Here is a 26,570-nt window from a genome sequence, read left to right on the forward strand (position 1 = left end):
AGCTTGATTGTAAAAATCGAGTGCTTTTTGCTTTTCTCCTAAACCGTCGTAGACTGCACCGATGTTATTGAGTGTAGTCGCAACACCAGAGCGATCGCCCACAGCCCGATATAGGGGCAGAGCTTGATTGTAAAAATCGAGTGCTTTTTGCTTTTCTCCTAAACCGTCGTAGACTAGACCGATGTTATTGAGTGTAGTTGCTTCACCAGAGCGATCGCCCACAGCACGTCTAAGGGGCAGAGCTTGATTGTAAAAATCGAGTGCTTTTTGCTTTTCTCCTAAACCGTCGTAGACTAGACCGATGTTATTGAGTGTAGTTGCTTCACCAGAGCGATCGCCCACAGCACGTCTAAGGGACAGAGCTTGATTGTAAAAATCGAGTGCTTTTTGCTTTTCTCCTAAATCGTCGTAGACTGCACCGATGTTATTGAGTGTAGTCGCAACACCAGAGCGATCGCCCACAGCCCGATATAGGGGCAGAGCTTGGTTGTAAAAATCGAGTGCTTTTTGCTTTTCTCCTAAAGCGTTGTAGTTAAAGCCAAGCCCAAGCAGTGCAGTTGCTTCAATTTTTTGGTCTTTGAGTTGTCGTGCAATGGTTAAACCCTGCTGGAATATTTGTATTGCCTGTTGGTGTTCCTGTTGTTGTGTTAGTTTTATCCCTTGCTCTAACAGTTTTTGTGCTTCTTGCGCTTGGGAGTTTTGAGTCTGTCCCCAGGTGGGTTGAGCCATCAGCATCACTGTTAAAGGCGTTAGATAAAAGCCCACAGCCAAAAGACTGGTGAGAATTTTTTTCATAGAGTAGCGCAAAGGTAGCTGTTTTTAATTGCGTGTTAGCAAAAGTTGTCGTTAGCAACATCAAAAGTATTTAGTCAAGTCTGGGATTGCTACCTTACAGGAACGCTAAGAGCAAGCGGAGCGATCGCAAGAACAAAAATACCTTTACTTTGCGTAAGTCTTATAAAGGTTGAAACATTTATTGCCGACATCGGAGCATTTGTTATAAACGTTGGGACATTTCTTGCAAATGTTTAAGCATTTGTTGGAAATGTTTGAACGTTTGTTGCAAACGTTTGAATATTTGTTGCAACTAGTTGAACCTTTGTTATAAATATTTGAATACTTATTACAATTACTTGAACATTTGTTAGAGATGTTTGAATACTTGTTACAACTACTTGAATATTTGTTGCAAACATTTGAATACTTGTTACAACTGCTTGAACATTTGTTGCCAGCACCAAAGCATTTGTTACAAACGTTTAAACATTTGTTGCTAGCATCGAAGTTTTTGTTATCAACATCAGCAAAAGCCTAAATTAGGGATTTACGTTGAGTAGACACAAATATGCTATAGAAGCGTACAGCTAAAATAATTCACGAATCAATAAGGGTTTGCCAGAATGTTAATCGTTCTTTGTTGCGAATTGAACTGGATTTCATTCACCACATATTGCCGATTTCTAGCCACTGACTGAATACCCAGCAACTGTGCTGTGGAAACTACAGGTGGTTTAAGTTTCACCACCGCTTGACCCTGAGTAGGATTTTTTACGGTAAAAGTATTTAGGGGTATACCATTCCAAGTTACAAGCTGACCTGTGGGACGGTCTCGCTCACCCCGGATAATTTGCCGCCCATTGCTTCTGTAAGCTAACGCCCCATTCTTGAAGACTACTTTTTGAATTTTGCTCAGGGGAATTGTGGCAGTTTTGCCACTACGCTGAATTGATAGTGCTTCTGTCTGTGCATCAATTCCGATTACTCGACCACTGTTTGACCCACCTGCTTTTAGGATGACTTCTGCTAACTCTGGTAAGGCCACTGGAAGTTCTAATTCATCTGCTTTGATTTGTGTCTGTGCTAAGAAGAAATTTTCCGTTGTGACATCCTTGCTAATTACAGCTTGGATGTTCCCTGCTAGTGCTGCTGCCATTACTAAGATTGCCACAACCGATCTCTGGAAAAAAACTTTCATGGCTTTAACAGTGTATTTGACTAGATTTAACTTTCTCATTAAACTTCAGAGGCATATACTAAATTTCCGTAAAATCACTAAAACAAACTGATTATTTACCTGTAACAGTTTGTAGTTGTGCAATATAAACCTAACCCCCAACCCCTTCCCTACTAGCGTTAGGCAGGGTGGTTTCATACAAAAAAAGAAAAATACATAAGTCTTGATTTCTCGTTTAGTGTCCAGGCTTTTTCCCTCACTTCCATTCCTCTCCCCCACGGCTACCGTGTATACACAAGTCCTTCTCACCCCCTCTAACTCCCCGATGCCTTGGGGGAGAACCGGGAACCGGATATTTCCCCCAAGGCATCGGGCTACAGTGTACACACAAGTCTGAAATAGCTTACTCATCTGGGTTTTTGCGTCACTTTTACCCCACCCTAACCCTCCCCTTGCAAAGGGGAGGGAACCGGATCTTTAATCTCCCCCCTTTGCAAGGGGGGATTAAGGGGGGTAAATCCGAGGTTTGCGCTTCATTACCAAGATGTGTGTACACAGAAGCCCCCACGGGGGGAGAGGCTTTGAAACCCAGTTTTAGTTTTTCTCTGCTTGTATGAAACCACCCCGCTTCCCTACTAGCGTTGGGAAGTAAAATTCAAAGCCTCTCTCCTCTTAGGAGAGAGGTTTGGAGAGAGGTCAGAGTGTATTTGCACACAAATGAGAAACGCTATATTGTTTCTCTCATCTCCCCTATTTTTCGTATGACCCAAACCCCTAACCAGGAAACCAATATTTTAGGTAAATTCACAAGTGTACTTGGCTTACTGGGTGCGGCGCTTTTCTTTGCAGGCTGGATTTACCGTTGGTCATATTTCTACTTTTTTCAGCTAGAAGTCAATACCCTCGACTTACCCGCACAGTCTTTTTTGATAGTTCCCCTGCAAATATTTCTCGGAGATGGTTGGACAATCTGCAAAAGTGCGATCGCTTTTTTTGTAGCTGCGATCGCTATTCAGGCAACATTATGGTTAATTAAGATCGTTAGTGAGACTGTAGTCTCTGCAAGCCAACTACTATTGAGTCGCATCATCTCTGCAACCCAACACAAACGGTCATGGACAGCTAAACGGCTAAAATCTCTGGCTGAATTTAGTTCTGGACAACTGCGCTCAGTGGAATTTCTGCGATCGCTAGTCAATGAGATAGTCATAGTATCCTGGGTATTAATTGTGATATTTTGGTTAGCTCGTTGGCAAGGCATCGCAGATGCACGACGAGACGCTGGTCAAAACTCCACCTTACCTGTTGTAGCTTTAATTACACCTGAAGAAAAGTTTGCTGTGGGACGCAAACTTGATGATATATTTGCAGATCCATCTTTGAAAGGTTATCGCATTATTGGCGATCGCGGTCTATTCGACGACTTGCGAGGCAGAGAAGATAATGACATCAGCAATCCACAGCAGCCGCGAGTCTGGCGCTTACTCCTAGAACGTGGCGGCTGGATTTATTTGTTTCGAGCATTACCCTCAAACGCAAAATCTGGCGAGATTCCATCTGTGTTGGCTATTCAAGAAAGTGAGAAGGGACATATCATCATTCGCAGTCCAGAAGCTTCTAAAACGAGTTCTCCTTGATATGCTGATATCTTGCACCATTCTCAATTGACCAATGACCAATGACTAATGACAGTCATCACAGAAAATAGTGCATTAGCTTATCAACACTCAATTGGTAAACTGTGTAATAATTTTTGATGATAGCCAGGAGGAAACTCCTGGTTTTTTTGTATTTGAACCCGTAGAGCAAAGAGATGACAGAAGCGACTCTTCCAGCTTTTATCGAGCAAATGTTGCAGCCGGGATTTTATCCCCATAAGGTAACAGAACCTATTCAACTAGTTCAAACCCACGCTTCTTATGTGCTGTTAACTGGGGATTACGTCTATAAACTGAAAAAACCTGTGAATTTTGGCTTTTTGGATTTTTCTACCTTAGATAAGCGGCAGCATTTTTGTCAGGAAGAGTTACGGTTAAATCAACGCGGTGCTGGTGAATTATATTTAGAAGTTTTGCCCATAACTTTAGTAGGGGAGCAATACCAGTTAGGGGGAACGAGCGAGGCTGTAGAATATGCGCTGAAGATGCGTCAGTTTCCTCAAGAGTCGCTACTAAGTATCCTTTTTGAAGAAGGTAAGTTAAATGAGACACTTCTAAATGAGTTGGGACGAGTGGTTGCTCAATATCATGCCCAAGCACAGACGAATGATTACATTCGCACTTTTGGCGAAGTGCCAAATATCCGGGCTGCCTTTGATGAGAATTATCAGCAAACTGAGAAGTATATTGGTGGCCCCCAGACTCAGGCGCAATTTACAGAAACAAAGCAATATACAGATAAATTTTTTGCCGAACGTCCAGAATTATTTGCTAGCAGAATTCACAACGGTTATATTCGTGAATGTCATGGGGATTTACACCTGAGAAATATTGCCCAGTGGCACGATAAAATCTTGTTGTTCGATTGCATTGAATTTAATGAGTCGTTTCGCTTTGTCGATGTGATGTACGATGTGGCGTTCACTGTGATGGATTTGGAAGCTGGCCAGCGTCAAGACTTGGGTAATGCGTTTTTGAATGTTTATATAGAGCAAACTGGAGACTGGGAAGGCTTACAGGTGTTGCCCTTGTATTTAAGCCGTCAGGCTTATGTCCGGGCGAAGGTGACATCATTTTTACTAGACGATCCGAGTGTACCCGCAACGGTGAAAGAAGAAGCGACAAAAACCGCCACTGATTATTACAAACAAGCTTGGAAATACACTAAACCCAAGCAGGGACAACTAATTTTGATGTCGGGGTTGTCGGGTTCTGGTAAAAGTACCACAGCAAGACATTTAGCCCGTCAACAGGGAGCGATTCACCTGCGTTCTGATGCGGTGCGGAAGCATTTAGGGGGAATTTCTTTGTGGGAACGGGGTGGCAACGATTTATATACACCAGAGATGACCGAGAAAACTTACACACGGCTGTTAGAATTGGGAATTATCCTGGCTAAACAAGGTTTTTCGGTAATTTTGGATGCCAAGTATGATAAACAGCAGTTACGCCAAGAAGCGATCGCCCAAGCTACAAAACATCAACTTCCCGTTCAGATTATCCAATGCACAGCACCACTTGAAGTTCTAAAAGAGCGTTTGAACAATCGCACTGGTGATATTGCTGACGCCACCGCCGATTTATTAGCCTCACAAATTAAACAAGCTGAACCTTTCACTGAAGAGGAACAACCTTATGTAAAGATTTGGGATACAACTCAACCACAACAGCCACAATTAAAATAATTTGTAATTCGTAATTCGTAATTCGTAATTGAATCGAAAATTAGGAATTACGTTAGAGTCAGACGCTTTTACGTCGCTAACGCTTTGCTATCAAGCGTCATTAGTAATTTGTTAAATAAGTTTTTTATTTTATGGCAGACAAAAAGAACGACTTATTCAGTATTTCTCCCAGCTTCTTTTCTCAACTATTATTTGGGGCATTTTTAACATTTATATTAATAATGACCGGCTCCGCACCAGCCCTAAGCATCTTCTTAGGAATCATGGGCGGTTTCATCTTAAGCTGGATCGCAAATGTAACTGATAATAGCCCCCAAGCACCAAATGTAGCCTCCTCTGATGGTGTTGATGCAGGATTGAAATACTGGTTATTTTTCATGCTGGGTTTTGTATATTTAGGCTATCCAGCACCTATGAGTATCTTGCTTGGTGGATTAGGTGCTTTAGGTGGAGGCTGGATTACTGCTTGGTGGGGAAGTAAGGAAGAAACTAGAACTCAGTTGCAAGTTGAAGAATCAGAAGAGGTTGAAGTTGAACCAACGAATGAAAGGATCAACAAACGGCAAATCAGAAGAGCCGGTCGCCGTTACCGTCGCGCTCCTGGAAGTAGTTTCAATTACAAGTTTTGGGAAAGGTAATAATTTGGGGATTGGGGATTGGGGATTGGGCATTGGGCATTGGGCATTGGGAATTGGGCATTGGTCAATAATCAATAGTTTTTCTTCATCACTTCCTCATCTCCTATTCCCCATGCCCCATGCCCTATTCCCCATGCCCCATGCCCTAATAATATGTTTTTATATCTATCCAAATTACTACCACTATTTTTTTATCCACTAGGATTAGCCTGTGTAAGCTTGGTAGTAGCATTAGTGACTTTGTGGAAACGACCCCGGACTGCGGCGATCGCAATTGTTTTTTCCCTAATTTTATTGCTATTTTCTAGCAATGCTTGGATCGCTAAATCATTAGTGCGATCGCTAGAATGGCAAAATCTTCCACCCGCCCAAATACCTAATGCAGAAGCAATTGTGGTTTTAGGTGGCGCAACTAAATCAGCTTTTTTCCCAAGACCTACTGTCGATTTAAGTGAAGCAGGCGATCGCGTCATCTACGCCGCACAACTTTATCGCCAGAAAAAAGCGCCTATAATCATTCTGAGCGGCGGTCGCATTGATTGGCGTGGAAGTGGTTCGCCAGAGTCGGCAGATATGGCAACAATACTTACATCTATTGGTATTCCATCTGAGGCGATCGTCCAAGAACCGGACTCTCTGAATACTTATCAAAATACTGTAAATGTCCAAAAAATTTTGTCATCTCGTGGCATTCGTCAGGTATTATTAGTAACTTCGGCAATGCATATGCCGCGATCGCTTCAGATTTTCCAGCGTCAAGGAATCAATGCTATTCCTGCACCTACTGACTTTTTAGTTAGTGAGGGTGAGTTGCAAGAACTCGGTAGTACTCCCAAAGCCGCCATACTAAATTTATTACCTGATACTGATAACTTACACCAATTTACCATCGCTTTAAAAGAGTATATTGGTTCTTTAGTTTATCGCTTACGCGGTTGGCTTTAATTAAAGTTAGGAGTTAGGAGAGACGCGATTAATCGCGTCTGTACAGGAATTATGAGTTATTAATTAAGAAGTGCGGTAATTATCTCAATTCAAAACAGACGCGATCGCGTCTCTACGACTCTTAATTTTATGTCAAAAAATTTACCTTATATTATTCCAGTTGCTCAACCTCAAGTTGAAGAAGCTTTTGCCTCTTACCAAACAACCCATGAGTTTTACCACGAAGTTCGGTCGCGATCGGAGTTTCAGCGTTATTGTGATTGGTATTATACAACAGCAGAACAAAACCGCCAAGAACTTAAAAGAATGCGCGGCGAACTGAATATTTTCCAGTGGTTTCGCCGCCGATAAGTGATTTAGATGACTTCTAATTCGTTTTCACGTAAATGGGCTTTAAACTTTTTACTAAACTGGACTACAATCGGTAGATTAGCGCTTACTGGTCTGTCTCGCCATTGGGTGGCAATAGCTGTAACTTCGCCTTCTGTACCTTTGATGTCAAAAGGCTGATTCCGATGTTCAGGATGATGATACACCACTACCGAATCTTTAACGCGGACGCGATCGCCAACTTTCATAACAACATTTACACCTAGCATTTTCTTTTCCACAAGTATCTGCTACAAAATATATGATTAAATCGCTTAGAATTTGATTTAATCAGCTATTTCTTGACGCTTCATCGGGGTGCAACGGCTTAACCCTCTGCGTCCAGGCACGTCTTAGCAATCCGCGCGTACTTTTTTCTGTTTTTTGCCACGTTAATAAGTATCGCCCATAGCCTTTCTCTTTAACCCAAAAGCAGGGAAATGAAAGAAAATCAGGCGATATCGGATGTGCTTAGTACTTTGACAAGATATCCAACCCTTTTATCTTGACGCTAGGATGTTCCCCAGGTCAACTCTCTCACGAATGTTTCGTCTATGGCAGATGCTTGGTGATTGCGATCGCTCCTTTGTATGCTGTAGAATTTGACCTCACTTCCATTCCTCTCTCCTAAGAGGCGAGAGGCTTTGAATCTTACTCCCCAACGCTAGTAGGGAAGGGGTTGGGGGTTAGGTCTTTATTCGACTCAATACCGAAGCATTATAGAGTCTAACTAAAATTTACTTGCTTGCTTAAAAAATCGCGGAAGTTGGAATGATAAAGACTGTAGTGGATTTCTCCATCAATTTCCTGGAGTGTTAAAAACTCACGCCAATTTTCTAGAACTTCTTCGACATCGTATTCATCAGCATCAATTGTACTAGCAATGCTTTCTGCTGATACAACTGATGAAACTTGCGCTAATTTCTTCAGTACAGATGATTTTAATTCCCTCTCAAGACTTGGCGAGTTGGGGGGAATCATCTTGTGCAAATGCTGCTGATAATACGCTTCTAAAGCAGGGGGGAGTTGTCCCGTTACGATCGCTTCTCTCAAATATCGATATTGGATCTTGTGGGGGAATAACGCGGTATTCTTCGTCTGTATTAGACATATTCAAACAAAAAACGGTAGAGCAATTAATACTCTACCGTTTTTTAATTTGGGATCTAATCTAAAAAATCCCAAACCCTAAATCTTACTCAACGCCTTGGGGTAACAATTCCCGACGCTGTTGAGAACTAACTTGCACAACGCCATTTTCATCCACATCAACAAGGGCTGTATCGCCATCCTTGATACGACCAGACAGAATTTCTTCTGCTAGGCTATCTTCTAACAGGCGCATAATTGCCCGACGTAATGGCCTCGCGCCGTAGCTGGGACTGTAACCTTCTTGGATCAACCGATCCTTGAAGCGATCGCTAACTTCTAAGGTGATACCCTTTTCAGTGAGACGACCAAATACTTCCTTGAGCATAATTTCGGCGATTTGGGTCACTTCTGGCTTGCTCAACTGACGGAAGACGATAATTTCATCGAGTCGGTTGAGGAACTCTGGACGGAAGTACTGCTTGAGTTCTTCGTTCACCAAAGAGCGAATCCGGTTGTAAGTTGACTCGCTGGCATCTTCGGAGAATTCAAACCCGATACCGCTACCGCCTTTTTCAATTACCTTAGAACCAATATTGGAAGTTAAAATCAGCAAGGTGTTCTTGAAGTCTACCGTGCGACCTTTGGCATCAGTTAACCGACCGTCTTCCAAAATTTGCAGCAGCATATTGAAAACATCGGGGTGCGCTTTTTCGATTTCGTCGAACAACACCACGGTGTAAGGACGCCGCCGCACGGCCTCGGTCAGCTGACCACCTTCGTTATAACCAACATAACCAGGAGGGGAACCAATCAGCTTGCTGACAGTGTGACGCTCCATGTATTCCGACATATCTAAGCGGATCATCGCTTCTTCGGAACCGAAGAAGTAAGCAGCTAAGGACTTCGCCAACTCGGTTTTACCTACACCAGTAGGCCCAGAGAAGACAAAGCTAGCTATGGGTCGATTGGGATTCTTCAAACCGACACGAGCGCGACGAATTGCTCGTGAAACTGCTTTGACAGCTTCATCCTGACCGATTAAACGCTGATGCAAGGTATCTTCCATGTGCAACAGCTTTTCAGATTCAGATTCGGTGAGTTTGTTCACCGGTACTCCAGTCCAGGAAGCGACAATGTGAGCAATGTCTTCTTCTGTAACTACAGGTTCTTCATGTTCTGTGCCAGTTGCATTGGTCTTGCTTTGAGCGATCGCCCGGATTTCGGCTTTGATTTCCATTTCGCGATCGCGCAGTTCTCCAGCTTTATCGAAGTCTTGGGAGCGCACTGCATCATCTTTTTCTTTTAATATCTGACGCAGTTCTTTGTCTAACTCTTTGGCTGCGGGTGGCAGCTGGGAGTTAATCAAGCGCACTCTAGAACCAGCTTCATCAACTAAGTCGATGGCTTTATCTGGTAGGTAGCGATCGCTAATGTAACGGTCTGACAATTTCGCCGCCGCTACTAATGCTTCGTCGGAGATTTTCAGTTTGTGGTGTTGCTCGTAGCGTTCGCGCAAACCATATAAAATTTCAATTGTTTCATCAACTGTAGGTTCGCCAACCATTACTGGTTGGAAACGTCGCTCTAGGGCTGCATCTCGCTCGATGTGCTTCCGGTATTCATCTAAGGTTGTAGCGCCGATGCACTGCAACTCACCTCTGGCCAAAGCTGGCTTGAGGATATTTGCTGCGTCAATCGCACCTTCTGCTGCACCCGCACCAATTAAGGTGTGTACCTCATCAATCACGAGAATGACATTACCCGCCGAGCGGATTTCATCCATGATTTTTTTCAAGCGTTCTTCAAATTCACCTCGATACTTGGTTCCTGCTACGAGCAAACCAATATCTAAGGTGACGACGCGTTTATCTTCGAGGATGTCAGGGACATCTTTGGTGGCAATGCGTGAAGCTAAACCTTCAGCGATCGCAGTCTTACCAACCCCTGGTTCCCCAATCAGCACTGGGTTATTTTTTGTTCGGCGACCCAATATCTGAATCACCCGCTCAATTTCCTTGGCGCGTCCTACCACCGGATCGAGCTTATTGTCTATTGCCATTTGGGTCAGGTTTGAGCCAAATTCATCCAGAGTCGGGGTTTTTGTGCGCCCGGATGAACCGCCTGGTGAAACTTCGGCAGTTTCTCCCAACATCCGAATAACTTGGGTTCTTACCTTAGATAGATCCACACCGAGGTTTTCTAGCACCCTGGCTGCGACGCCTTCCCCTTCGCGGATTAGGCCCAACAGCAGATGCTCGGTGCCAATGTAGTTATGCCCCAGTTGGCGTGCTTCTTCCAAGGAAAGTTCTAAAACTCGCTTCGCCCGTGGCGTAAACGGAATTTCCACGGCAACAAAGCCCGATCCCCGTCCTATAATTTTTTCAACTTCAATTCGGGCATCTTTGAGATTGACGCCCATTGATTTCAGCACCTTAGCAGCCACTCCAGTGCCTTCGCCAATCAGACCCAGGAGGATCTGCTCGGTTCCGACAAAGTTGTGACCTAAACGGCGGGCCTCTTCTTGGGCCAGCATGATTACCTTAATGGCTTTTTCTGTGAAGCGCTCAAACATGGCTTTATCCCATCATCTGCGGTCGTGCCGGTATGCTGATTTTAGCACAGGCAAAGCTTTTGGATGCCTGTATAACAGATTATAGACATCCTGAACCTATGACTTGGGTTGATGGGCTAATTGTTAACTATTGACTACTTCTATCTTGCTAGTGTACTGAGGAGCTTTAGTTTACCAGCGTTTTTGGGATTTATTGGGATTTATTACAAATAGTTGACCGTTTAGATTAAGGGTTTTTTGACTCAATCCCAAACATTTATATTTAACATATGTATTTTTTAATATCAAGCAAAAATAATTAATATACAATTTATTTATATAATTTATTTTTTAGATAAAATATTTAAATAAAAATAGGTGCGACAAAGTTACATTTTTTTGCTGAAGCCGATCGCAAGCCCTAATAATCCAAAATTACTCATACCCAACTAAATAGGTAGGCAGAAATAAAGCTAACTATATAACAAAATGTAAAACCTTCAAAACCCATGTAATTGCTTCACTTTTCTTTGCTCCGTAGCCAACGGGAACGCCAGGGGCGAACGCAATAATATAGTTATAAATCTTCTCGCGGACTTACTTAAAAAGCAAATGCCAAGAGGATTTTTCGAGGCGATCGCTGACAATGGAATACCATTGGTCTAAAGTTGCTTTAAATTTGCGGTGTTGTAAATCTGGGAGCCAAAGGATTAAAGCATCCTCATCGTTATCTTGGTAGTAACGCCGCCGCCGCCCAGCTGTTTTGAAGCCAAATTTTTGATATAAAGATATAGCCCCCAAGTTGGAAGCTCGGACTTCGAGGGTAGCTCGCTCCATTTTGCGATCGCAAGCTGTCTTAATAAGTGAATATAATAAAGCCGCACCCATTCCTTGACGCTGATATTCGGGATGAACCGCCAAAATTGTAATATGGGCTTCCTCTAAAATTGACCAAAAGCAACCCATCCCCAGTAGTCTCGAATTATCGACAGGAGAGAATAAACCCAGTAAATCGCTGTTGGGACTGTCCAACTCTCGTTGGTAGCCCTCCATTGTCCATAGACCACCAAAACAGGCTCGATCCAGTTCCAACAAAGCACTCAGATGTTCTGGGGTGAGTAATTTAATTTCTAAGTCTAATGAAATCACATTTATTGAATAACGTTACAAACCCTTTGTAAACTGGGAATCGGGAGACGAACTCAAAGCCCGTAATTTGAACAAGGAAAACTTTTATAGTTATGGTATCGACTCACCCCACTGGGGTTCAACATTCTGGAAGTCAATATTTACCTCAAAGACACGACACCAGTGCAAATCCTTCGCCTAATCAAGAACTTTTACCCTTGACTGCCAGAGTTCATCATCATGACCTCTTGGAAATTGGTGGGTGTGATGTCACAACCCTAGTTGAGCAGTTTGGTTCACCTTTATATATTTTAGATGAAGAAACCCTGCGTTCGGCTTGTCAGCAATACCGAGATGCTTTCAAGCAATATTACAAGGGCGAATCTCAAGTATTGTACGCCTCAAAAGCTTGGAATTGTTTAGCTGTTTGTGCGATCGCCGCATCTGAAGGACTGGGAATTGATGTAGTTTCCGGAGGCGAACTTTACACCGCCCTACAAGCGGGTGTTAGTCCCAATAAAATCTACCTTCATGGAAATAATAAATCTCGTGAAGAATTAATTTTAGCGATCGAGTCTGATGTCACCATTGTGGCGGATAATTGGTATGAGTTGCGTACCCTTGTCGAAATAGCCCAACCTGCTCAACCAATCCGCATCATGCTACGGTTAACTCCCGGTATTGAGTGCCACACTCACGAATATATTCGCACGGGACACTTAGATAGCAAATTTGGCTTTGATCCCAACGATTTAGATGAAGTGTTTGCTTTTGTCAGTCAACAACCTATCCTTCATTGCGTAGGGGTACATGCTCATATTGGTTCCCAAATTTTTGAGCGCCAACCGCATCAAGATTTGGCTGCTGTTATGGTGCAGTGGCTGCGGGATGCCAGGAAGTATGGTTTAAATATCACAGAGTTAAATGTTGGTGGCGGTTTAGGGGTTAAGTACATAGAATCAGACGATCCCCCTAGCATTGAAGAGTGGGTGAAGGCAATTTGTGAAGTAATTCAAGCAGCTTGTGCGGCCGAAAATCTGCCTTTGCCGAAATTACTTAGCGAGCCGGGGCGATCGCTAATTGCCACGGCTTGCGTTACTGCTTATACTATTGGTTCATCCAAAGTTATTCCAGAAATTCGTACCTATGTAGCGATCGATGGGGGAATGTCTGATAATCCCCGACCGATTACTTACCAATCAGTTTATCGGGCAGTAGTTGCCAATAAAATGTCTTCACCTTTAACCCAAACAGTCACAATTGCTGGTAAACATTGTGAATCAGGAGATATTCTGATTAAAAATGCTCTACTCCCAAAGACTGAACCAGGGGATATTCTCGTAGTTATGGGAACTGGTGCGTACAATTACAGTATGGCATCTAACTACAACCGCTTGCCTCGACCGGCAGCTGTCGTAGTGGCAAATGGCGAAGCAAATTTAATTTTGCAACGTGAAACTTATGAAGATTTAATTCGACAAGATCGCCTACCAGAAAGACTAAAGAAATAGTCATTTGTCCTTGGTCATTAGTCATTGGTCATTTGCAAATGACCAAGGACAAATGACAAAGGACAAATAACAAATGACCAACTGTAAATTAGAGGCAAAAGTTTAATCCAGATGTCATGAGAGATTGGTGGAAGCAATGGCTGACAAACCTGGGGTGGTCACAGTCCTTGCTACTTGGGACTCTGGATATTGTGTTAGTGCTGGCGCTGACGTACATGATACTAGTTATTATTAGTGAGCGCCGGACACTATGGATGGTGCGGGGATTCATTATCTTAATGCTAGCCTCAGCACTCAGTGGCAGATTCGGACTACCTCTGCTAAGTTTTGTACTAGAAAAGTTGGTGATTGGTTGTGCTGTGGCGATGGCAGTTGCTCTACAGTCAGAGTTTCGGCGGTTTTTGGAGCAATTGGGGCGTGGCGAATTCCGCCAGCTGTTTCAACCCGACCGTCTGGCAATCCCCAAATCTGATAGCGTAATTGATGAAATTGTTGAGGCTGTTAAAGAATTGTCAAAAAACCGCATTGGAGCTTTACTAATTGTGGAAACCACAGGGCCAATTGATGAGCGAGATTTTTCTGTGCCAGGAGTAAAGCTAAATGCGGAAGTTTCTAAAGAACTAATCCAGACAATTTTTCAGCCGAAAACTTTGTTACACGATGGAGCGACATTGATTCGTGGCTCACGGATTGTGTCATCAGGTATAATTTTACCACTTTCGGGACGCACAGCCTCGCGCCAGCTGGGAACACGCCACCGGGCAGCAATGGGAATTACTGAGCGGGTCGAAAATTGCATTTGTGTCGTTGTCTCTGAAGAAACGGGTTCTATTTCCTTAGCGGAACGGGGAACCCTAAATAGACCGCTGACGAATAGGAAACTGAAAGAGTCATTAGAGGCTGTTTTGTCTCCAACCGTGGATAGGGAAGCTGTTGCTCCTGGTCTGTTGAGTTTTGTTCGTCGGATAGGTGGGAAGACACTAGCACTGGTTTCACGTTTACTCAGATTACCATCGACCGCTTCTCGAGATAAAAAATGACACTACAACAAACTAAACTGCAAGATTTACCTACCGATTTAAAACGAGAATTATTGCCGCAGCACGTTGCGGTGATTATGGATGGTAATGGTCGATGGGCTAAACGTCAGGGTCTACCCCGAATTATGGGTCATAAGCGAGGAGTAGATGCTCTCAAGGATTTACTTCGCTGTTGTCAGGATTGGGGAATTCAGGCGTTGACAGCTTATGCTTTTTCAACAGAGAACTGGAAAAGACCGCAGGAAGAAGTAGATTTTTTGATGACTCTATTTCAAAGAGTTTTGCGCCAAGAACTGCGGGAAATGGTCGAAGAAAATGTTCAAATTAAGTTTGTAGGGAATTTGCAAGACCTGCCACGATCGCTTCAACAAGAAATTTCCCGTTCAATGGAAGAAACTAAGAATAATCGCGGTATCCGGTTTTCGGTGGCAACTAATTATGGTGGACGGCAAGAAATTTTACAAGCTTGTCAGGCGATCGCTAAGCTTGTCCAGCAAGGTGTGCTACAACCCAATGAAATTAATGAACAGGTGTTTGAGAGCCACTTGTACACAGCCGGAATTACTGATCCAGATTTGTTAATTCGCACCAGTGGAGAAATCCGCCTCTCAAATTTTCTTCTCTGGCAAATGGCTTATGGAGAAATTTATATTACCGATGCTCTCTGGCCCGATTTTGACCGTGCCGAATTTCATCGTGCCTTGTGTGCCTACCAGCAACGGGAGCGGCGATTTGGGAAAGTCTAAATCTGTTTACGCAATTAGACTAAGTAGGTCGGCGTAAAAATTTGTCGTTGGCATCAGGCAGGAGGAAAAGGGTTTTAGTCTAGTTTATCTTTCTTCACATAGTTTGGTTTTCTTGTGCCAACTTATTTATATAGCAAGGGACTGGGGACTGGGTGAAAAGTCTTGTTGTGTCTAAGTTTTATCATCTGTTAATGTCCTAACCACGAAGGCTTGTGCTATACAACCAATACCTAATTGGGATAAAAAAGTAATTAAATAAAATCAACTATTTTTCGGTCGTCGCAGTTTCTTGGAATTCATTGGGCCGAGAATTTGATTCAGGCTACGCAATTGCTCTGCTGTACCCATACCAATTAGTCTGTCTCCCGACATTAAAATCGTATCGCCAGTGGGGCCACCGATTAAAGTTCCATCAACACGGTGAATTGCCAGAACCAATGCTCCAGTTTGCGATCGCAATCTCGCCTTTTGCAAACTTTGACCCACAACAGGACAGAAAGCTGGATCGAGTAAAAATTCTTCCATATATAACTGGCGGTCTGCACCAGTCAAAATCCCATCTACAAAATCCAATACTTGGGGCCTGAGAGCCGCAGCAGCCATCCGCTTTCCACCAGTAATATAGGGGGATATCACTTCATCTGCACCACCGCGTCGTAACTTCTGCAAAGCTTCTTCTGTACTTGCCCGTGCAATTACCCGAATTCCTGAATTCAGCGTTTTTGCTGACAAGACGATGTATAAATTTTCAGCATCAGAGGGAAGGGCTGCAACGATACACATCGCTCGTTCAATACCAACTTTTAGGAGTGTGTCATCTAATGTAGCGTCACCTTGGTATGCTGTGTAACCTTCAGTCTGTGCCCTTTGTATTGATTCCGTCTCCGAATCAATTACTACAAAAGCTACACCTTCTGTCCGAAATTCCTTGGCAATTTGCCGACCAGTCCGACTAAATCCACAGATGATGTAATGTTCTGATAGGGATTCCATTAACCGCCTCTGTTGTTGTAGCCGAATTCCTTCTTGAAAGTACCCTTGAATAATCGCTTCTGTAAATCTATTGACAATGTAACCGATATTGACTACACCTAACAAAATCAGGGCAATTGTAAACAATCGTCCTCGACTACCGAGTGGTTGCGTCTCTCCGTATCCCACAGTCGCCAAAGTGATAACTGTCATGTAAGCTGCATCTTCCCATGACCAGCCCTCCACTAACCAATACCACAAAGTGCCAATCAAGAAAACACCACCAAGAGCGATCGCCCCAGCCATCAACTCTTTTTGGATACGTTGATATTTTTGCTCAAGTGTTGAGAATGAGGTAAAAATAGTATTTTTAGCCTACTTTTTCTAGTTTTCTACTAACTTTAAAATTATCTATACTAATAGTCCAATAACTCAGGACTACTTACCTTTTTTCTTATCTAGTGCTTCTTGGATAGCGCGTCTACAGAATTCTGGAGGGTCTTCTTGTGCTTTCACCTCTTCCTTCATTTCCTTAGTAACCCGGAAACTCAGATTATCGGTTAACTCTCTACTTGGTTGAGATGATTCAAAATTTTGAGGGTTACCCTTGGGGTTAGGCATTGTTGAGAGATATAAATAAGGCTTGATTTGATGTATACAAGGAAATAGAGTTTAAATCGGTAGGTATCATCCCTGGAAAAGTTGTTACCTACCGATACCACTTTTACAAGAGGTAACTCTATTTTATGTTCACGCGTTCCGAGTTAGAAATCAAAACCATCCCAGAATTACGTGACTTATGCCGTCGATACGGTGTTAAACCTACAGGCAGTGCGGCATACAAAGTCAGCTACCTTACTTCTCTGATGGCATTCCCTCAGCTAGCACTTGGGCAGCTAAGAGAAGGAAGGGGATTAAAATCTCCTGGACTTAGCGCCATTCAATTTTTTGAAGGGGTGATAGATGAAATGAATTCACCCACAGATGAGCAAGCAGCACTCATCAAAATAACCTTGGAAGGTAGGAGAATGGCTTACCCTGATAGATTTGACCAAGAGAACCTGCTGAATTTGCACAAAGCTAAGATGCACCTTGAAATGGTTGTTGGGCTACTGGGTCAGTAACTATTTTCAATTTCTCGCTAAACTCCCTTCATCCCAAAGGGGAGTTTTTTTTCACCACCACCAGGCCTTTGAGGTCATATAAACGTTAGTTTAAGAAGAAGTACGAGTTGTGCTAAATAAAAAGTATTTTTTAGGGATTTCTAGGAAACTAGTAAATAACTATATAATGAAAAACTTTCAGGAGGAGCGGTAGTGAGCCTACAAACTCTCGTTGACCAAGCCACCATCCCCCCAGATTCAGGGTCAGCATCTAGTCCCTTTGATACAGATAGCTTTAATGAAGCTGTCATGTCTACCTACGCCCGGTTTCCCTTAGCCCTAGAACGGGGTGCTGGATGCCAAGTTTGGGATACGCAGGGACGGGAATATCTGGACTTTGTAGCGGGAATTGCTACTTGTACTTTAGGACATGTCCACCCAGCGATGGTAGAAGCGGTAACACGCCAAATCCAAAAGCTGCACCATGTCTCTAATTTGTATTACATTCCTGAGCAAGGTGAATTGGCAAAATGGCTTGTCGATCGTTCCTGTGCCGATCGCGTATTTTTCTGCAACTCTGGAGCTGAAGCTAACGAAGCCGCAATTAAACTGGCGCGTAAATACGCTCACACAGTATTAGACATTGAAAAACCGATTATTTTAACCGCCAATGCCAGTTTCCACGGACGGACTTTGGCAACAATTACCGCTACAGCACAACCGAAGTATCAAAAATACTTCGATCCCTTGGTTCCTGGGTTCCACTACGTAAATTACAACGATATTAACGCTGTGGAAGTAGCGATTAGCGAGTTGGATGAAGGCGATTATCGGGTAGCAGCAATTCTGATCGAGCCATTGCAGGGAGAAGGCGGTGTACGTCCAGGAGACGTTGCCTATTTCAAAAAGCTCCGGCAAATTTGCGATGAAACTGGCGTTTTGTTGATTTTCGACGAAGTGCAAGTTGGTATGGGACGTAGCGGCAAATTATGGGCTTACGAGCATCTCGGCGTTGAACCAGATATTTTCACCAGTGCTAAAGGCTTAGGTGGAGGTGTCCCTATCGGTGCAATGATGAGCAAGAAATTTTGCGATGTTTTTCAACCAGGGGAACACGCTAGCACTTTTGGCGGAAATCCTTTTGTGTGTGGTGTGGCACTCAGTGTTTGCCAGACATTGGAACGGGAAAATATTTTGCAGAATGTGCAAGACAGGGGCGAACAGTTGCGAACTGGATTGAAGGCGATCGCAGCGAAATATCCTCAGCACATTGGCGAAGTTCGGGGTTGGGGTTTAATCAACGGTTTGGAGTTACGAGCCGACATCGAGATAACCGCAGCCGATGTCGTCAATGCTGCCATCAAGGAAGGTGTATTGCTAGTACCAGCTGGGCCAAAAGTAGTCCGGTTTGTGCCACCGTTAATTGTTACAGAGGCGGAAGTCAATACTGCCTTGCAAGCTGTGGACAAGGCGATCGCAATTCTCACCAAATAAAACAGGAGTCAGAATACAGAATTCAGAATTGGTGAATACTCAACCCATAAAGAGATAGAGTTTTAAGGCGAGAATATTTTAATTTTTTTCGCCCAGTAACTATTTCACTCGCTTTTAACCAATATGCGTCACCCACTCGTACAGAATTCATACTGAATTCTGACTCCTGAGTTCTGAATTCTTCATATAAAATATTGTTTGTTTTGTGTAGAGACGTTGCATTGTAACGTCTCTTTTTCATTCTGGGGAAATTTCTCGATAAGCTTGCCGACACTGCTCATAATTGTCTGGCAAAATCTCAGCATTACCAAAACATAATTGCTCGTGAGTAGTAATTAAAGTTTCATAAGGCTGTATGGAAGTCACAGACGATCGCAGCAATTGCAAATATTCTCCATCAGTACGGCTGAGTTTGTGGGGTGCGTAGGCGCCCTGCGGCTTGTCGCTAGACATTGCATTTTTATCCAACTGCTGCAACATCGCTAAATAAACACAACGGCAAGCCTCACGGTAGTTACCTTGACGGTAAAATTCTTGCGATCGCTCCAACAAAAGGGCTATGGATGACTCATTGGAGCGAGTTTTGACGCGAAAATCAGTGAGATTGGCACTTCTATTTAGCCAAGAATATATATAGGGACTGAATTCTCGCCATAATCGCCAACCCACCCACGCTACAAATAATCCCAGTACCAGCCAAAACAAGAATTTCAGCAATTCACTAAGCCTTGGGCTAATTGACCATCCAGTAGGCAATTCTGGTAAAGCCCGTTCAAAGCGGTAAAACTGGTATTCCCACCATTCACCCGCTTGTTGTTGGAATTGAGACAAATGCCAATTCCAGCTAGTTTTTTCAAAAGTATCTGTCATAGGAGGGAGTGGGGAGCAGGGGAGTGGGGGAGCGGATGAGTAATGAATAATGAGTTGGAGCAGGGAAGCAGAGGGGCAGGGGGCAGAGGAGCAGGGGAGCAGGGGACAAGGAGATAAACAAAACTCTTAACTCTTAACTCCTAACTCCTAACTCAGCACTCTAACGCCCAATGCCCAATGCCCAATGCCCAATGACCAATGACCAATGACTAATGACTAATGACTCTTGACTCTTTTTTTATCATTAGCCAACCGATGAGAACAAGTAGCGCACCGAATGCCAGAAATCCTAGATCCCAAGCTAACTCATTTGGGCCTGGTTTCACATGATGGACACCGAGAATTTGGTGGTCAATTAAACCTTCAATAAAGTCGAACAACCCAGTCCCAATCAGTATCGATCCAATAAAGGTTTGTGATGACCAAGGAACATCATCACGTCTTCCGGCACGCCATAGTAACACAAGTCCTGCCACGGTGAATACCCAATCCAAGGTATGAAATAATCCATCCCACACCATGTTCAAATCTATATTCGCCCTATTTGTCAGAGGCCTGATGTTACTGAGCATGTGATGCCACTGGAGGATTTGATGCAGTAAAATTCCATCAATAAACCCTCCAAGACCCACACCAAGAAAAATGCCAGCAGTGATTAGTGGTGCGCGTCGGTTGAGGGTTTCATTTTTCGCCTCCATTGTCAACCTCATAGATAGGCTTTTCTCCCAAAATACAACTCTTTTGAGAGAAATATCTTCTATCTTGAGGCAAGTACGATCGTTTAACTTAAATTAATAATCTTCAAATTTAATCTGCATACCCGCTTTCACTGGGTCGAAATCTTGGGGAAAATGGGTGCTGCGATCGCAATCTGCTTTTTCCAGGTTCGCTCCTTTAAGAGCGGCTTGGCGGAGATTCGCTGACATCAATAATGCTCCCCTAAGATCGGCATCCTTCAGATTAGCTTGACTCAAATCAGCAAAGCTCAAATCAGTTCCCCTCAAATTAGCGTTACTCAGGTTAGCTTCACTCAAGTCAGCATAACTTAGGTCAGATCCTTTCAAGTTAATGCCTTGCAAATCAGCATTACCCAGTTCTGCTTTACTAAAGTTCCGTTTTCCTGCTGCATAACTCTCCACGAGAGTAGCGGCACTATTTATCGGCTGTTGAAAATTGACTTCAGGCATATAACAGCGTCACAGATTGCTCGTTCTTACTTTCATCTTCCCCTTTTAATTACGAATTACGAATTACGAATTACGAACTAGTAATTATACTTCCTAAATGTAATACATTAGTTCCTTCTGTTGTCGGATCGATCTTCGTTCACAAAGGTCTTGGAGTGTATATTTTGCTAAAACAGAGTTAGCAGCTTGACGTGCTTCTTGCCAAACTTCCTGAATTAGCTCACCTTCTACTGTATTAGGAGTCGGCTCAGAAGGAGAGACAATAATATCTGACCCTTCCATGCAGCTAAAAGCATCCAACACTGTAATTTTTCCGGGATCTCGTGCCAGAACATAGCCACCTTTGGCTCCGCGTATACTCTTAATTAAACCTCCACGTCTTAATGTCGCTAGGAGTTGTTCTAAATAGCGGTTCGGGATGTCTTGCAAAGCCGCTATCTCTCGAATTTGTAGGGCTTCACCGTTAGGGTAGCAGGTTGCTAACTCTAACAGGGCTAGAAGTGCGTATTCTGATTTGTTAGAGATTACCACAGGCGTAATATTTTAAGCTCATATTTAAAGATACAAAGTCTTTGAGTTTGTTTCCCTAAGCTACTGCGAAGAAAAACTTTACAATCAACCTATTGTTGACCGGCTTACTCCACTTTAAAGACCTTCTAGCATACAAGCAATTACTTTTGTTTTTAAATTCGATAAATAAAAGTGATTGATTAGCTATACATGGAAATTTCTTGAAAATGGCAGAATAACTGTAAAGGTAGTTCCCGCATCGATCGCACTTTCAACTGTAATCTCGCCGCCGTGTAAATCTACAGCCTGCTTGACAATGGACATCCCTAATCCCATTCCTGGGATATTGGCTGTATTACTAGCGCGATGGAACGGTTCAAAGATGTGTTCAATGTCAGAAGCAGGAATGCCAATACCAGAATCTTGAGTCTGAAATATAGCTTGCTCGTTGCTAGTGGTTACAGAAAACCTAACTGTACTTCCAATGGGAGAGTATTTTAGACAATTTGAGAATAAATTACTCAAGATTTGGCGCAGTAGTTTCGCGTCTAAATTAGCTTCTGTGCATTGGCACTCACTGCTAAAAACGATCGCATGTTGTGAGCGATCGCTCTGTTGTAATTCTTCTAATAAATCGCGGCAAAATTCCACTAAATTTATCGGTGTTGGATTAAACTCTAACTTGCTTGTTTCATCCTGACTCACCACTAATACATCATCCAATAACTGGGTTATATGCATAACTGATTTTTGAATGCGACGCAGGTGAGTCTGTTGTCGCTGTTCGCTCCAGAGGTGGCGATAATGTTCTAGTAGTTCCGCAGAAGAGTGGATGGTAGCCAAAGGGGTGCGAAACTCATGGGAAGTGATGGTGAGCAAGCGGGATTTAAGTTCGCTAAACTCCCTTTCTTTAGCAAGCGCTTGTCGCATCGCCTGTTCTGCCCATTGCAGCTTGGCTTGGGTTCGCTTGCTTTCGCTAATGTCCCGCAATATCCAGCGCAGACTAACTAACTCACTATGTCGATCGCGGATAGCAACCACCTTAACCGCAGCAATAATAGGTGTTTTGTCACGCGGTCGTAGGTTTACTTCCCATTCTTGCATTTTCCAGTCTGGGAATTGAGCGCGATCGCGCAGATGAGTTAGTTTCAAATGAAAAGCAATTATTTCTTTCTCAAGCACAAAAATCCCTATGGATTTGCCCAACAATGAACTTTTAGAAATGTTAAGCAGAGTGGTAGCGGCTGAGTTAGCTTCCTGAATTATCCCTTTTGTATCAGTCACAAAATAAGCGTCTGGGACTTCCTCAAATAATTCTTGGTAGCGTTGATTTTCTGCTACCAAAGCCTGCTGAGTTTTGGATAATTCTTCATTTTGCTGCTTTAAATCTTCATTTACTAGTTGAAGTTCTTCCAAAGCCAGGTAAACTTCTTTGAATACTGCGGTAACGAGTTGAATATCTGCTTGTGCTTTTTGCTGTTCGTTCTGGCGTTGCAAGAGGGCGACGCGCTTACGCATGTTCTCTATCTGCAAAGCTAAATCGTCCGAATTCACGCTCTTGCTCCTAATTTCTAAAGTGGAGTTTGTTTTAGATTCCCTACTTAGACGATATTAGCTTTTGGAGTTTAGCAGCTATCAGTAATTTCAATGTAGTTTTAGGTAGTTTTAGTTCTTTGGGCTGATTAGGACTGAATACAGCAGAATTCAGGAGTAAAACATACTTTATACCTGGCTTTAAGATGAATCTTTGTCTATTTCATCTTCCTGGAAATCTGCTGTAAGTAATCAAGCAGCTCTCGTTTATAGCACAAGCCTTGGTGGTTAGGACATCAACAGACACGATACAACTTAGACACAAAAAGGCTTTTCACCCAGTCCCCAGTCCCCAGTCCCCAGTCCCTTGCTATATTTAATGTTTTCGTTTGGAAATATTACTCAATTGCTCTCGAAGGTCTGCCCATTTAATACCTTCTAGACTGGGTAAAACAATATGAGCGGCTCCAACTCGCTCAACAGGGCCAAGTCCTATTGCCCACATCCCAGCAGCGAGAGCGGCTTCAACACCGGCTGCGGCATCTTCTACAACCACAGATTGCGCGGGTTCGATTCCTAGCTGCTTGGCTGCGTACAGAAAGAGGTCGGGTGCTGGCTTGGGTTCTTGGACGCTATAACCATCAGCGATCGCATCTACTTTATCAGCAATGCCCAATCGCTCAATCACAGTCTGGGCATTTTTGCTTGCTGAACCAATACCGATCTTAATACCAGCTTGCCGCAGTTCATCCAACAAGGCGATCGCACCTGGTAACAAATCGTGGGATGTCATGTTTTGGATCAATTCCACATAGTAGCGATTTTTACGCTCCATCATCTCCTCGATTTGTGCTTCCGAATACGCTCTATTCCCAAGAATCACCATCAGAGAAGCACGACGGGATACACCCCGCAGGGCTTCGTTAGCTTCTCGATTAAACGGTATACCTTCTTCATCAGCTAGCTTTTGCCAAGCGAGATAGTGGAGTTCTGCTGTATCTGTTAGCACACCATCTAAATCGAAAATGAATCCTTGGATGTTGGGCATTGGGGATTGGGCACTTGTACTGAGCGAAGTCGAAGTATTGGGCATTGAGAATTGGTTGTCTGCGTTATCTGCGTTGTTTCCTTGTCTTCTTGTTCCCTTCTCCTCATGCCCAATGCCCAATGCCCCATGCTCCATGCCCAATTCCCAATGCAAATCAAAGTCGTGCCATTTCCCGCGCCAGTGCAGTTTAAACTTTAAGCGCGTCCAGCCAGGGGGAAGGTGAGGGTTGGCTACAGGGCCATTTTCAGTTAATTGGATGCCGCCGAATCCAAAAATTACAGCTTGCCAAATTCCACCAGCACTAGCACCGTGAATTCCGTCGTTGGTATTACCTCGGTTATCTTCAAGATCCACCATTAACGCCCGCATAAATTGTTCGTAAGCTTCAGTTGATTTGCCCAAATCGGAAGCTAAAATGGCTTGAACTGCTGGGCCAAGGGACGAACCATAAGTAATATCAGTGCGGGGTGCGTAGTAGTCCCAGTTTGTCTGCAATGCTTTTTCGTTATAGGGAAAATCTGCTGATTCCCGCATTAAATATAGGAGCATTAATACGTCTGGCTGTTTGAGTACTTGAGATTTGTTGGTTTTATCAATACCTAAGATCGGTTGCATAGAGCGATCGCGTGGTTCATAATCTGCTAAGTTGATATCTTCCAATTGGAAAAATCCCTCGCACTGCTCGATTAGTCCTGTTGATGGGTCATAGAAAAACAATATTTTGGCGACGATATCTTGCCAGTGCGATCGCTCCTCTGGAGTCAGCTTTAGTTTCTGTTCTAGTTCGGTGGCTCGTTCGGGGAATTTGTCAGCCAGCCAATCATAGACGGCGATCGCTTTCTCTAGATGCCATTGCGCCATCCGGTTTGTAAAGGCGTTGTTGTGGACTAATTCATGGTATTCATCCGCTCCGATTACTCCCTGAATTTCATACCGCGAGCGCTCAGAATTGAATTCGACTCGACTACCCCAAAAGAGCGCGGCATCTAAGATAATCTCTGCGCCGCACTTTTGCATCCAGTCATCATCACCAGTGGCTTGCCAGTAGTTCCAGACTGCGTAGGGGATATCTGCATTGATATGAATTTCGCGATCGCGGCACCAAATCCGCACGTCTTCACCATAAAAATCACTGCCGATAGACCAACGTGGTGTCACTTCATCTCCGGTATCAGCACTTTCCCAGGCAAACATTGCCCCTTTATAACTGTAATGGCCTGCCTTGCGTCTAGCTCCTGGTAAGGTGTGCCAACGGTAACTGAGTAAGTTGCGGGCGATCGCTGGTTGGGTAAACAGAAACAAAGGCTGCATAAAAATTTCTGTATCCCAAAAAATATGACCGCGATAGCCAAACCCCGAAAGGGTTTTAGCGGGAATGCTCACCCTGTCATCATCCTGTGGGGCAGCAATCAGCAGTTGAAACAGATTGTAGCGAACAGCAAAAGTAGCTGTACTATCCCCCTCAATCAGGATGTCACTTTGCTGCCAAACCTCATCCCATGCCTGCTCATTAGCTTTTAGTAATGTTGCATAATCTGGCAGGTGTGCGAGTTTTTCTCGAGCTGCTGGAACTGGTGCTTCAATTTCCCGCGAGGTAAAAACGGTCACAAGTTTTTCCACCGTTACGGTTTGTTGCGCTTTCGCCAAGAAGGTTGTACTCAAAGTAGGATAACCAGGTGCGGTATTGACTTGCAAAGATGCTTCAGTGCCTAATATTGTTAACTTAGCTGCCATACCGAGTTCAATTCGAGAGTTGCGCGTGCGGCGTTGCAACCAGATTCCTTGGTTAGTCTTGCCCTGATCTAATTCTTCCCAGTGATTGAAACCCTGATTTTCTGGATAGCCATTGATGCTAGCTTGAACTTCAATTAATCCCTCAAAATCTATTGGTGTTAAATGGCAGCGTAACGCCAATACGTGAGGATCTGCAAGACTAGCAAAGCGTTCAAAGCTGATATCTATGGTGTTTCCACTGGGAGAGCGCCAACGCAAGGCACGCAAAAGTAGTCCTTGGCGTAAATCAAGCTGGCGCTCGTAGCGCAATATCTCACCTCGATCGAGACGGAAGCGATCGCCATTTACAATTACTATCAAGGGTAGCCAGTCAGGGCAATTTACCAGTTCGGTGTATACTACAGGCACATCATCGTAGACACCGTGAATAAAAGTAGCTGGCAATGCATGAGGATAACCTTCCTCGAAACTGCCTCTTGTTCCCAGGTATCCATTGCCGATTGTAAAGACGGTTTCTTTGGAGTGCAATTGCTCAGGGTCAAACTGGGTTTCGATTAATATCCAGTCTGTGTAGATAAAATGGCGAGAACGACCTTTTGTTTGCATAAGTTGGCGAGTGGGGAATCGGGATTTTGAGTCTTTGAGCTAGATGAATGAGTCTTTGAACTCCGTTAATGAGTATTTGAGGTGGATGAATCCAGTTCAGAGGTGGATTAACGGAGTTCAGAGGTGGATTAACGGAGTTCCGAGGTGGATTAACGGAGTTCCGAGGTGGATTAACGGAGTTCCGAGGTGGATTAAC

General features: G+C 43.7%; 26 protein-coding genes. 10 read left to right on the forward strand and 16 right to left on the reverse strand.

What is annotated here, in order from left to right; genetic code table 11:
• From RM049_RS19205 to RM049_RS19215, 3 genes are all read right to left on the reverse strand, one after another.
• Positions 1–795: tetratricopeptide repeat protein (locus RM049_RS19205; protein WP_322705282.1), on the reverse strand; the 795-nt coding region annotated here is incomplete at its 3' end.
• Between the two features lie 233 nt (positions 796–1,028).
• Complete coding sequence (locus RM049_RS19210) at positions 1,029–1,241, reverse strand: hypothetical protein (RefSeq protein ID WP_322705283.1); 213 nt, start codon at positions 1,239–1,241, stop codon at positions 1,029–1,031.
• A 140-nt stretch (positions 1,242–1,381) separates the two neighbouring features.
• On the reverse strand, positions 1,382–1,975 hold the full coding sequence (locus RM049_RS19215; protein WP_322705284.1) for a hypothetical protein: 594 nt from the start codon (positions 1,973–1,975) through the stop codon (positions 1,382–1,384).
• A gap of 740 nt (positions 1,976–2,715) precedes the next feature.
• On the opposite strand from RM049_RS19215, the gene RM049_RS19220 reads away from it, so the two are divergent.
• From RM049_RS19220 to RM049_RS19240, 5 genes are all read left to right on the forward strand, one after another.
• Entirely contained in the window at positions 2,716–3,591 is an 876-nt protein-coding gene (locus RM049_RS19220) for a hypothetical protein (protein ID WP_322671582.1), read from the forward strand.
• A gap of 176 nt (positions 3,592–3,767) precedes the next feature.
• Positions 3,768–5,297 (forward strand): AAA family ATPase, encoded by a 1,530-nt coding sequence (locus RM049_RS19225; RefSeq protein WP_322705285.1) that lies wholly within the window; start codon positions 3,768–3,770, stop codon positions 5,295–5,297.
• A 131-nt stretch (positions 5,298–5,428) separates the two neighbouring features.
• Positions 5,429–5,935, forward strand: a complete 507-nt coding sequence (locus RM049_RS19230) for a hypothetical protein (RefSeq protein WP_322705286.1) — start codon at positions 5,429–5,431, stop codon at positions 5,933–5,935.
• 153 nt (positions 5,936–6,088) lie between these two features.
• Positions 6,089–6,880 (forward strand): YdcF family protein, encoded by a 792-nt coding sequence (locus RM049_RS19235; protein ID WP_322705287.1) that lies wholly within the window; start codon positions 6,089–6,091, stop codon positions 6,878–6,880.
• Between the two features lie 129 nt (positions 6,881–7,009).
• On the forward strand, positions 7,010–7,231 hold the full coding sequence (locus RM049_RS19240) for a hypothetical protein (protein ID WP_322671578.1): 222 nt from the start codon (positions 7,010–7,012) through the stop codon (positions 7,229–7,231).
• Between the two features lie 5 nt (positions 7,232–7,236).
• On the opposite strand, the gene RM049_RS19245 is transcribed toward RM049_RS19240, so the two are convergent.
• The 4 genes from RM049_RS19245 to rimI form a co-directional block, all read right to left on the reverse strand.
• Positions 7,237–7,458 carry a ferredoxin-thioredoxin reductase variable chain gene (locus tag RM049_RS19245; RefSeq protein ID WP_409882227.1) on the reverse strand — a complete coding sequence of 74 codons (222 nt, stop codon included), beginning with the start codon at positions 7,456–7,458 and terminating at the stop codon, positions 7,237–7,239.
• A 517-nt stretch (positions 7,459–7,975) separates the two neighbouring features.
• On the reverse strand, positions 7,976–8,302 hold the full coding sequence (locus tag RM049_RS19250) for a hypothetical protein (RefSeq protein ID WP_322705288.1): 327 nt from the start codon (positions 8,300–8,302) through the stop codon (positions 7,976–7,978).
• 142 nt (positions 8,303–8,444) lie between these two features.
• Positions 8,445–10,913 (reverse strand): ATP-dependent Clp protease ATP-binding subunit, encoded by a 2,469-nt coding sequence (locus tag RM049_RS19255; protein ID WP_322648268.1) that lies wholly within the window; start codon positions 10,911–10,913, stop codon positions 8,445–8,447.
• 576 nt (positions 10,914–11,489) lie between these two features.
• A complete protein-coding gene (rimI, locus tag RM049_RS19260) occupies positions 11,490–12,041 on the reverse strand; it encodes a ribosomal protein S18-alanine N-acetyltransferase (protein WP_322705289.1) in 552 nt (183 codons plus the stop codon).
• Between the two features lie 92 nt (positions 12,042–12,133).
• Here rimI and lysA point away from each other — a divergent pair, with 92 nt between their 5' ends.
• The 3 genes from lysA to RM049_RS19275 all read left to right on the forward strand — a co-directional run bounded on the left by lysA (position 12,134) and on the right by RM049_RS19275 (position 15,317).
• Complete coding sequence (lysA, locus tag RM049_RS19265; RefSeq protein ID WP_322705290.1) at positions 12,134–13,531, forward strand: diaminopimelate decarboxylase; 1,398 nt, start codon at positions 12,134–12,136, stop codon at positions 13,529–13,531.
• Positions 13,532–13,647: 116 nt separating this feature from the next.
• Positions 13,648–14,571, forward strand: a complete 924-nt coding sequence (cdaA, locus tag RM049_RS19270) for a diadenylate cyclase CdaA (RefSeq protein WP_322671573.1) — start codon at positions 13,648–13,650, stop codon at positions 14,569–14,571.
• Positions 14,568–15,317, forward strand: coding sequence for an isoprenyl transferase (locus RM049_RS19275; protein WP_322671572.1), 750 nt, complete (start codon positions 14,568–14,570; stop codon positions 15,315–15,317). The genes cdaA and RM049_RS19275 overlap by 4 nt, the downstream gene beginning before the upstream one ends.
• Before the next feature lie 261 nt (positions 15,318–15,578).
• Here RM049_RS19275 and RM049_RS19280 read toward each other — a convergent pair whose 3' ends face one another.
• Together RM049_RS19280 and RM049_RS19285 are read right to left on the reverse strand one after the other, a co-directional pair.
• Positions 15,579–16,595 (reverse strand): potassium channel family protein, encoded by a 1,017-nt coding sequence (locus RM049_RS19280; RefSeq protein WP_322705291.1) that lies wholly within the window; start codon positions 16,593–16,595, stop codon positions 15,579–15,581.
• A gap of 132 nt (positions 16,596–16,727) precedes the next feature.
• On the reverse strand, positions 16,728–16,910 hold the full coding sequence (locus RM049_RS19285) for a hypothetical protein (RefSeq protein ID WP_229458098.1): 183 nt from the start codon (positions 16,908–16,910) through the stop codon (positions 16,728–16,730).
• 125 nt (positions 16,911–17,035) lie between these two features.
• Here RM049_RS19285 and RM049_RS19290 point away from each other — a divergent pair, with 125 nt between their 5' ends.
• On the forward strand, positions 17,036–17,413 hold the full coding sequence (locus RM049_RS19290; RefSeq protein ID WP_322705292.1) for a hypothetical protein: 378 nt from the start codon (positions 17,036–17,038) through the stop codon (positions 17,411–17,413).
• 192 nt (positions 17,414–17,605) lie between these two features.
• On the forward strand, positions 17,606–18,886 hold the full coding sequence (locus RM049_RS19295) for an aspartate aminotransferase family protein (protein WP_322705293.1): 1,281 nt from the start codon (positions 17,606–17,608) through the stop codon (positions 18,884–18,886).
• 237 nt (positions 18,887–19,123) lie between these two features.
• Here RM049_RS19295 and RM049_RS19300 read toward each other — a convergent pair whose 3' ends face one another.
• The 7 genes from RM049_RS19300 to RM049_RS19330 all read right to left on the reverse strand — a co-directional run.
• Entirely contained in the window at positions 19,124–19,756 is a 633-nt protein-coding gene (locus RM049_RS19300; protein ID WP_322705294.1) for a DUF4129 domain-containing protein, read from the reverse strand.
• A 209-nt stretch (positions 19,757–19,965) separates the two neighbouring features.
• Positions 19,966–20,454 (reverse strand): DUF2243 domain-containing protein, encoded by a 489-nt coding sequence (locus tag RM049_RS19305; protein WP_322705295.1) that lies wholly within the window; start codon positions 20,452–20,454, stop codon positions 19,966–19,968.
• 93 nt (positions 20,455–20,547) lie between these two features.
• Positions 20,548–20,943, reverse strand: a complete 396-nt coding sequence (locus tag RM049_RS19310; protein WP_322705296.1) for a pentapeptide repeat-containing protein — start codon at positions 20,941–20,943, stop codon at positions 20,548–20,550.
• A gap of 93 nt (positions 20,944–21,036) precedes the next feature.
• Complete coding sequence (locus RM049_RS19315) at positions 21,037–21,474, reverse strand: Rrf2 family transcriptional regulator (protein ID WP_322691513.1); 438 nt, start codon at positions 21,472–21,474, stop codon at positions 21,037–21,039.
• 183 nt (positions 21,475–21,657) lie between these two features.
• Positions 21,658–23,007 carry an ATP-binding protein gene (locus RM049_RS19320; protein ID WP_322691512.1) on the reverse strand — a complete coding sequence of 450 codons (1,350 nt, stop codon included), beginning with the start codon at positions 23,005–23,007 and terminating at the stop codon, positions 21,658–21,660.
• 355 nt (positions 23,008–23,362) lie between these two features.
• Complete coding sequence (pgmB, locus tag RM049_RS19325; protein ID WP_322705297.1) at positions 23,363–26,374, reverse strand: beta-phosphoglucomutase; 3,012 nt, start codon at positions 26,372–26,374, stop codon at positions 23,363–23,365.
• The coding region (locus tag RM049_RS19330; protein WP_322705298.1) for a hypothetical protein at positions 26,307–26,570 on the reverse strand (264 nt) is incomplete at its 5' end. The genes RM049_RS19330 and pgmB, both read right to left, overlap by 68 nt.

The sequence above is a fragment of the Nostoc sp. DedQUE04 genome (assembly GCF_034530995.1).
In the GTDB taxonomy this organism is placed as follows: Bacteria; Cyanobacteriota; Cyanobacteriia; order Cyanobacteriales; family Nostocaceae; genus Nostoc.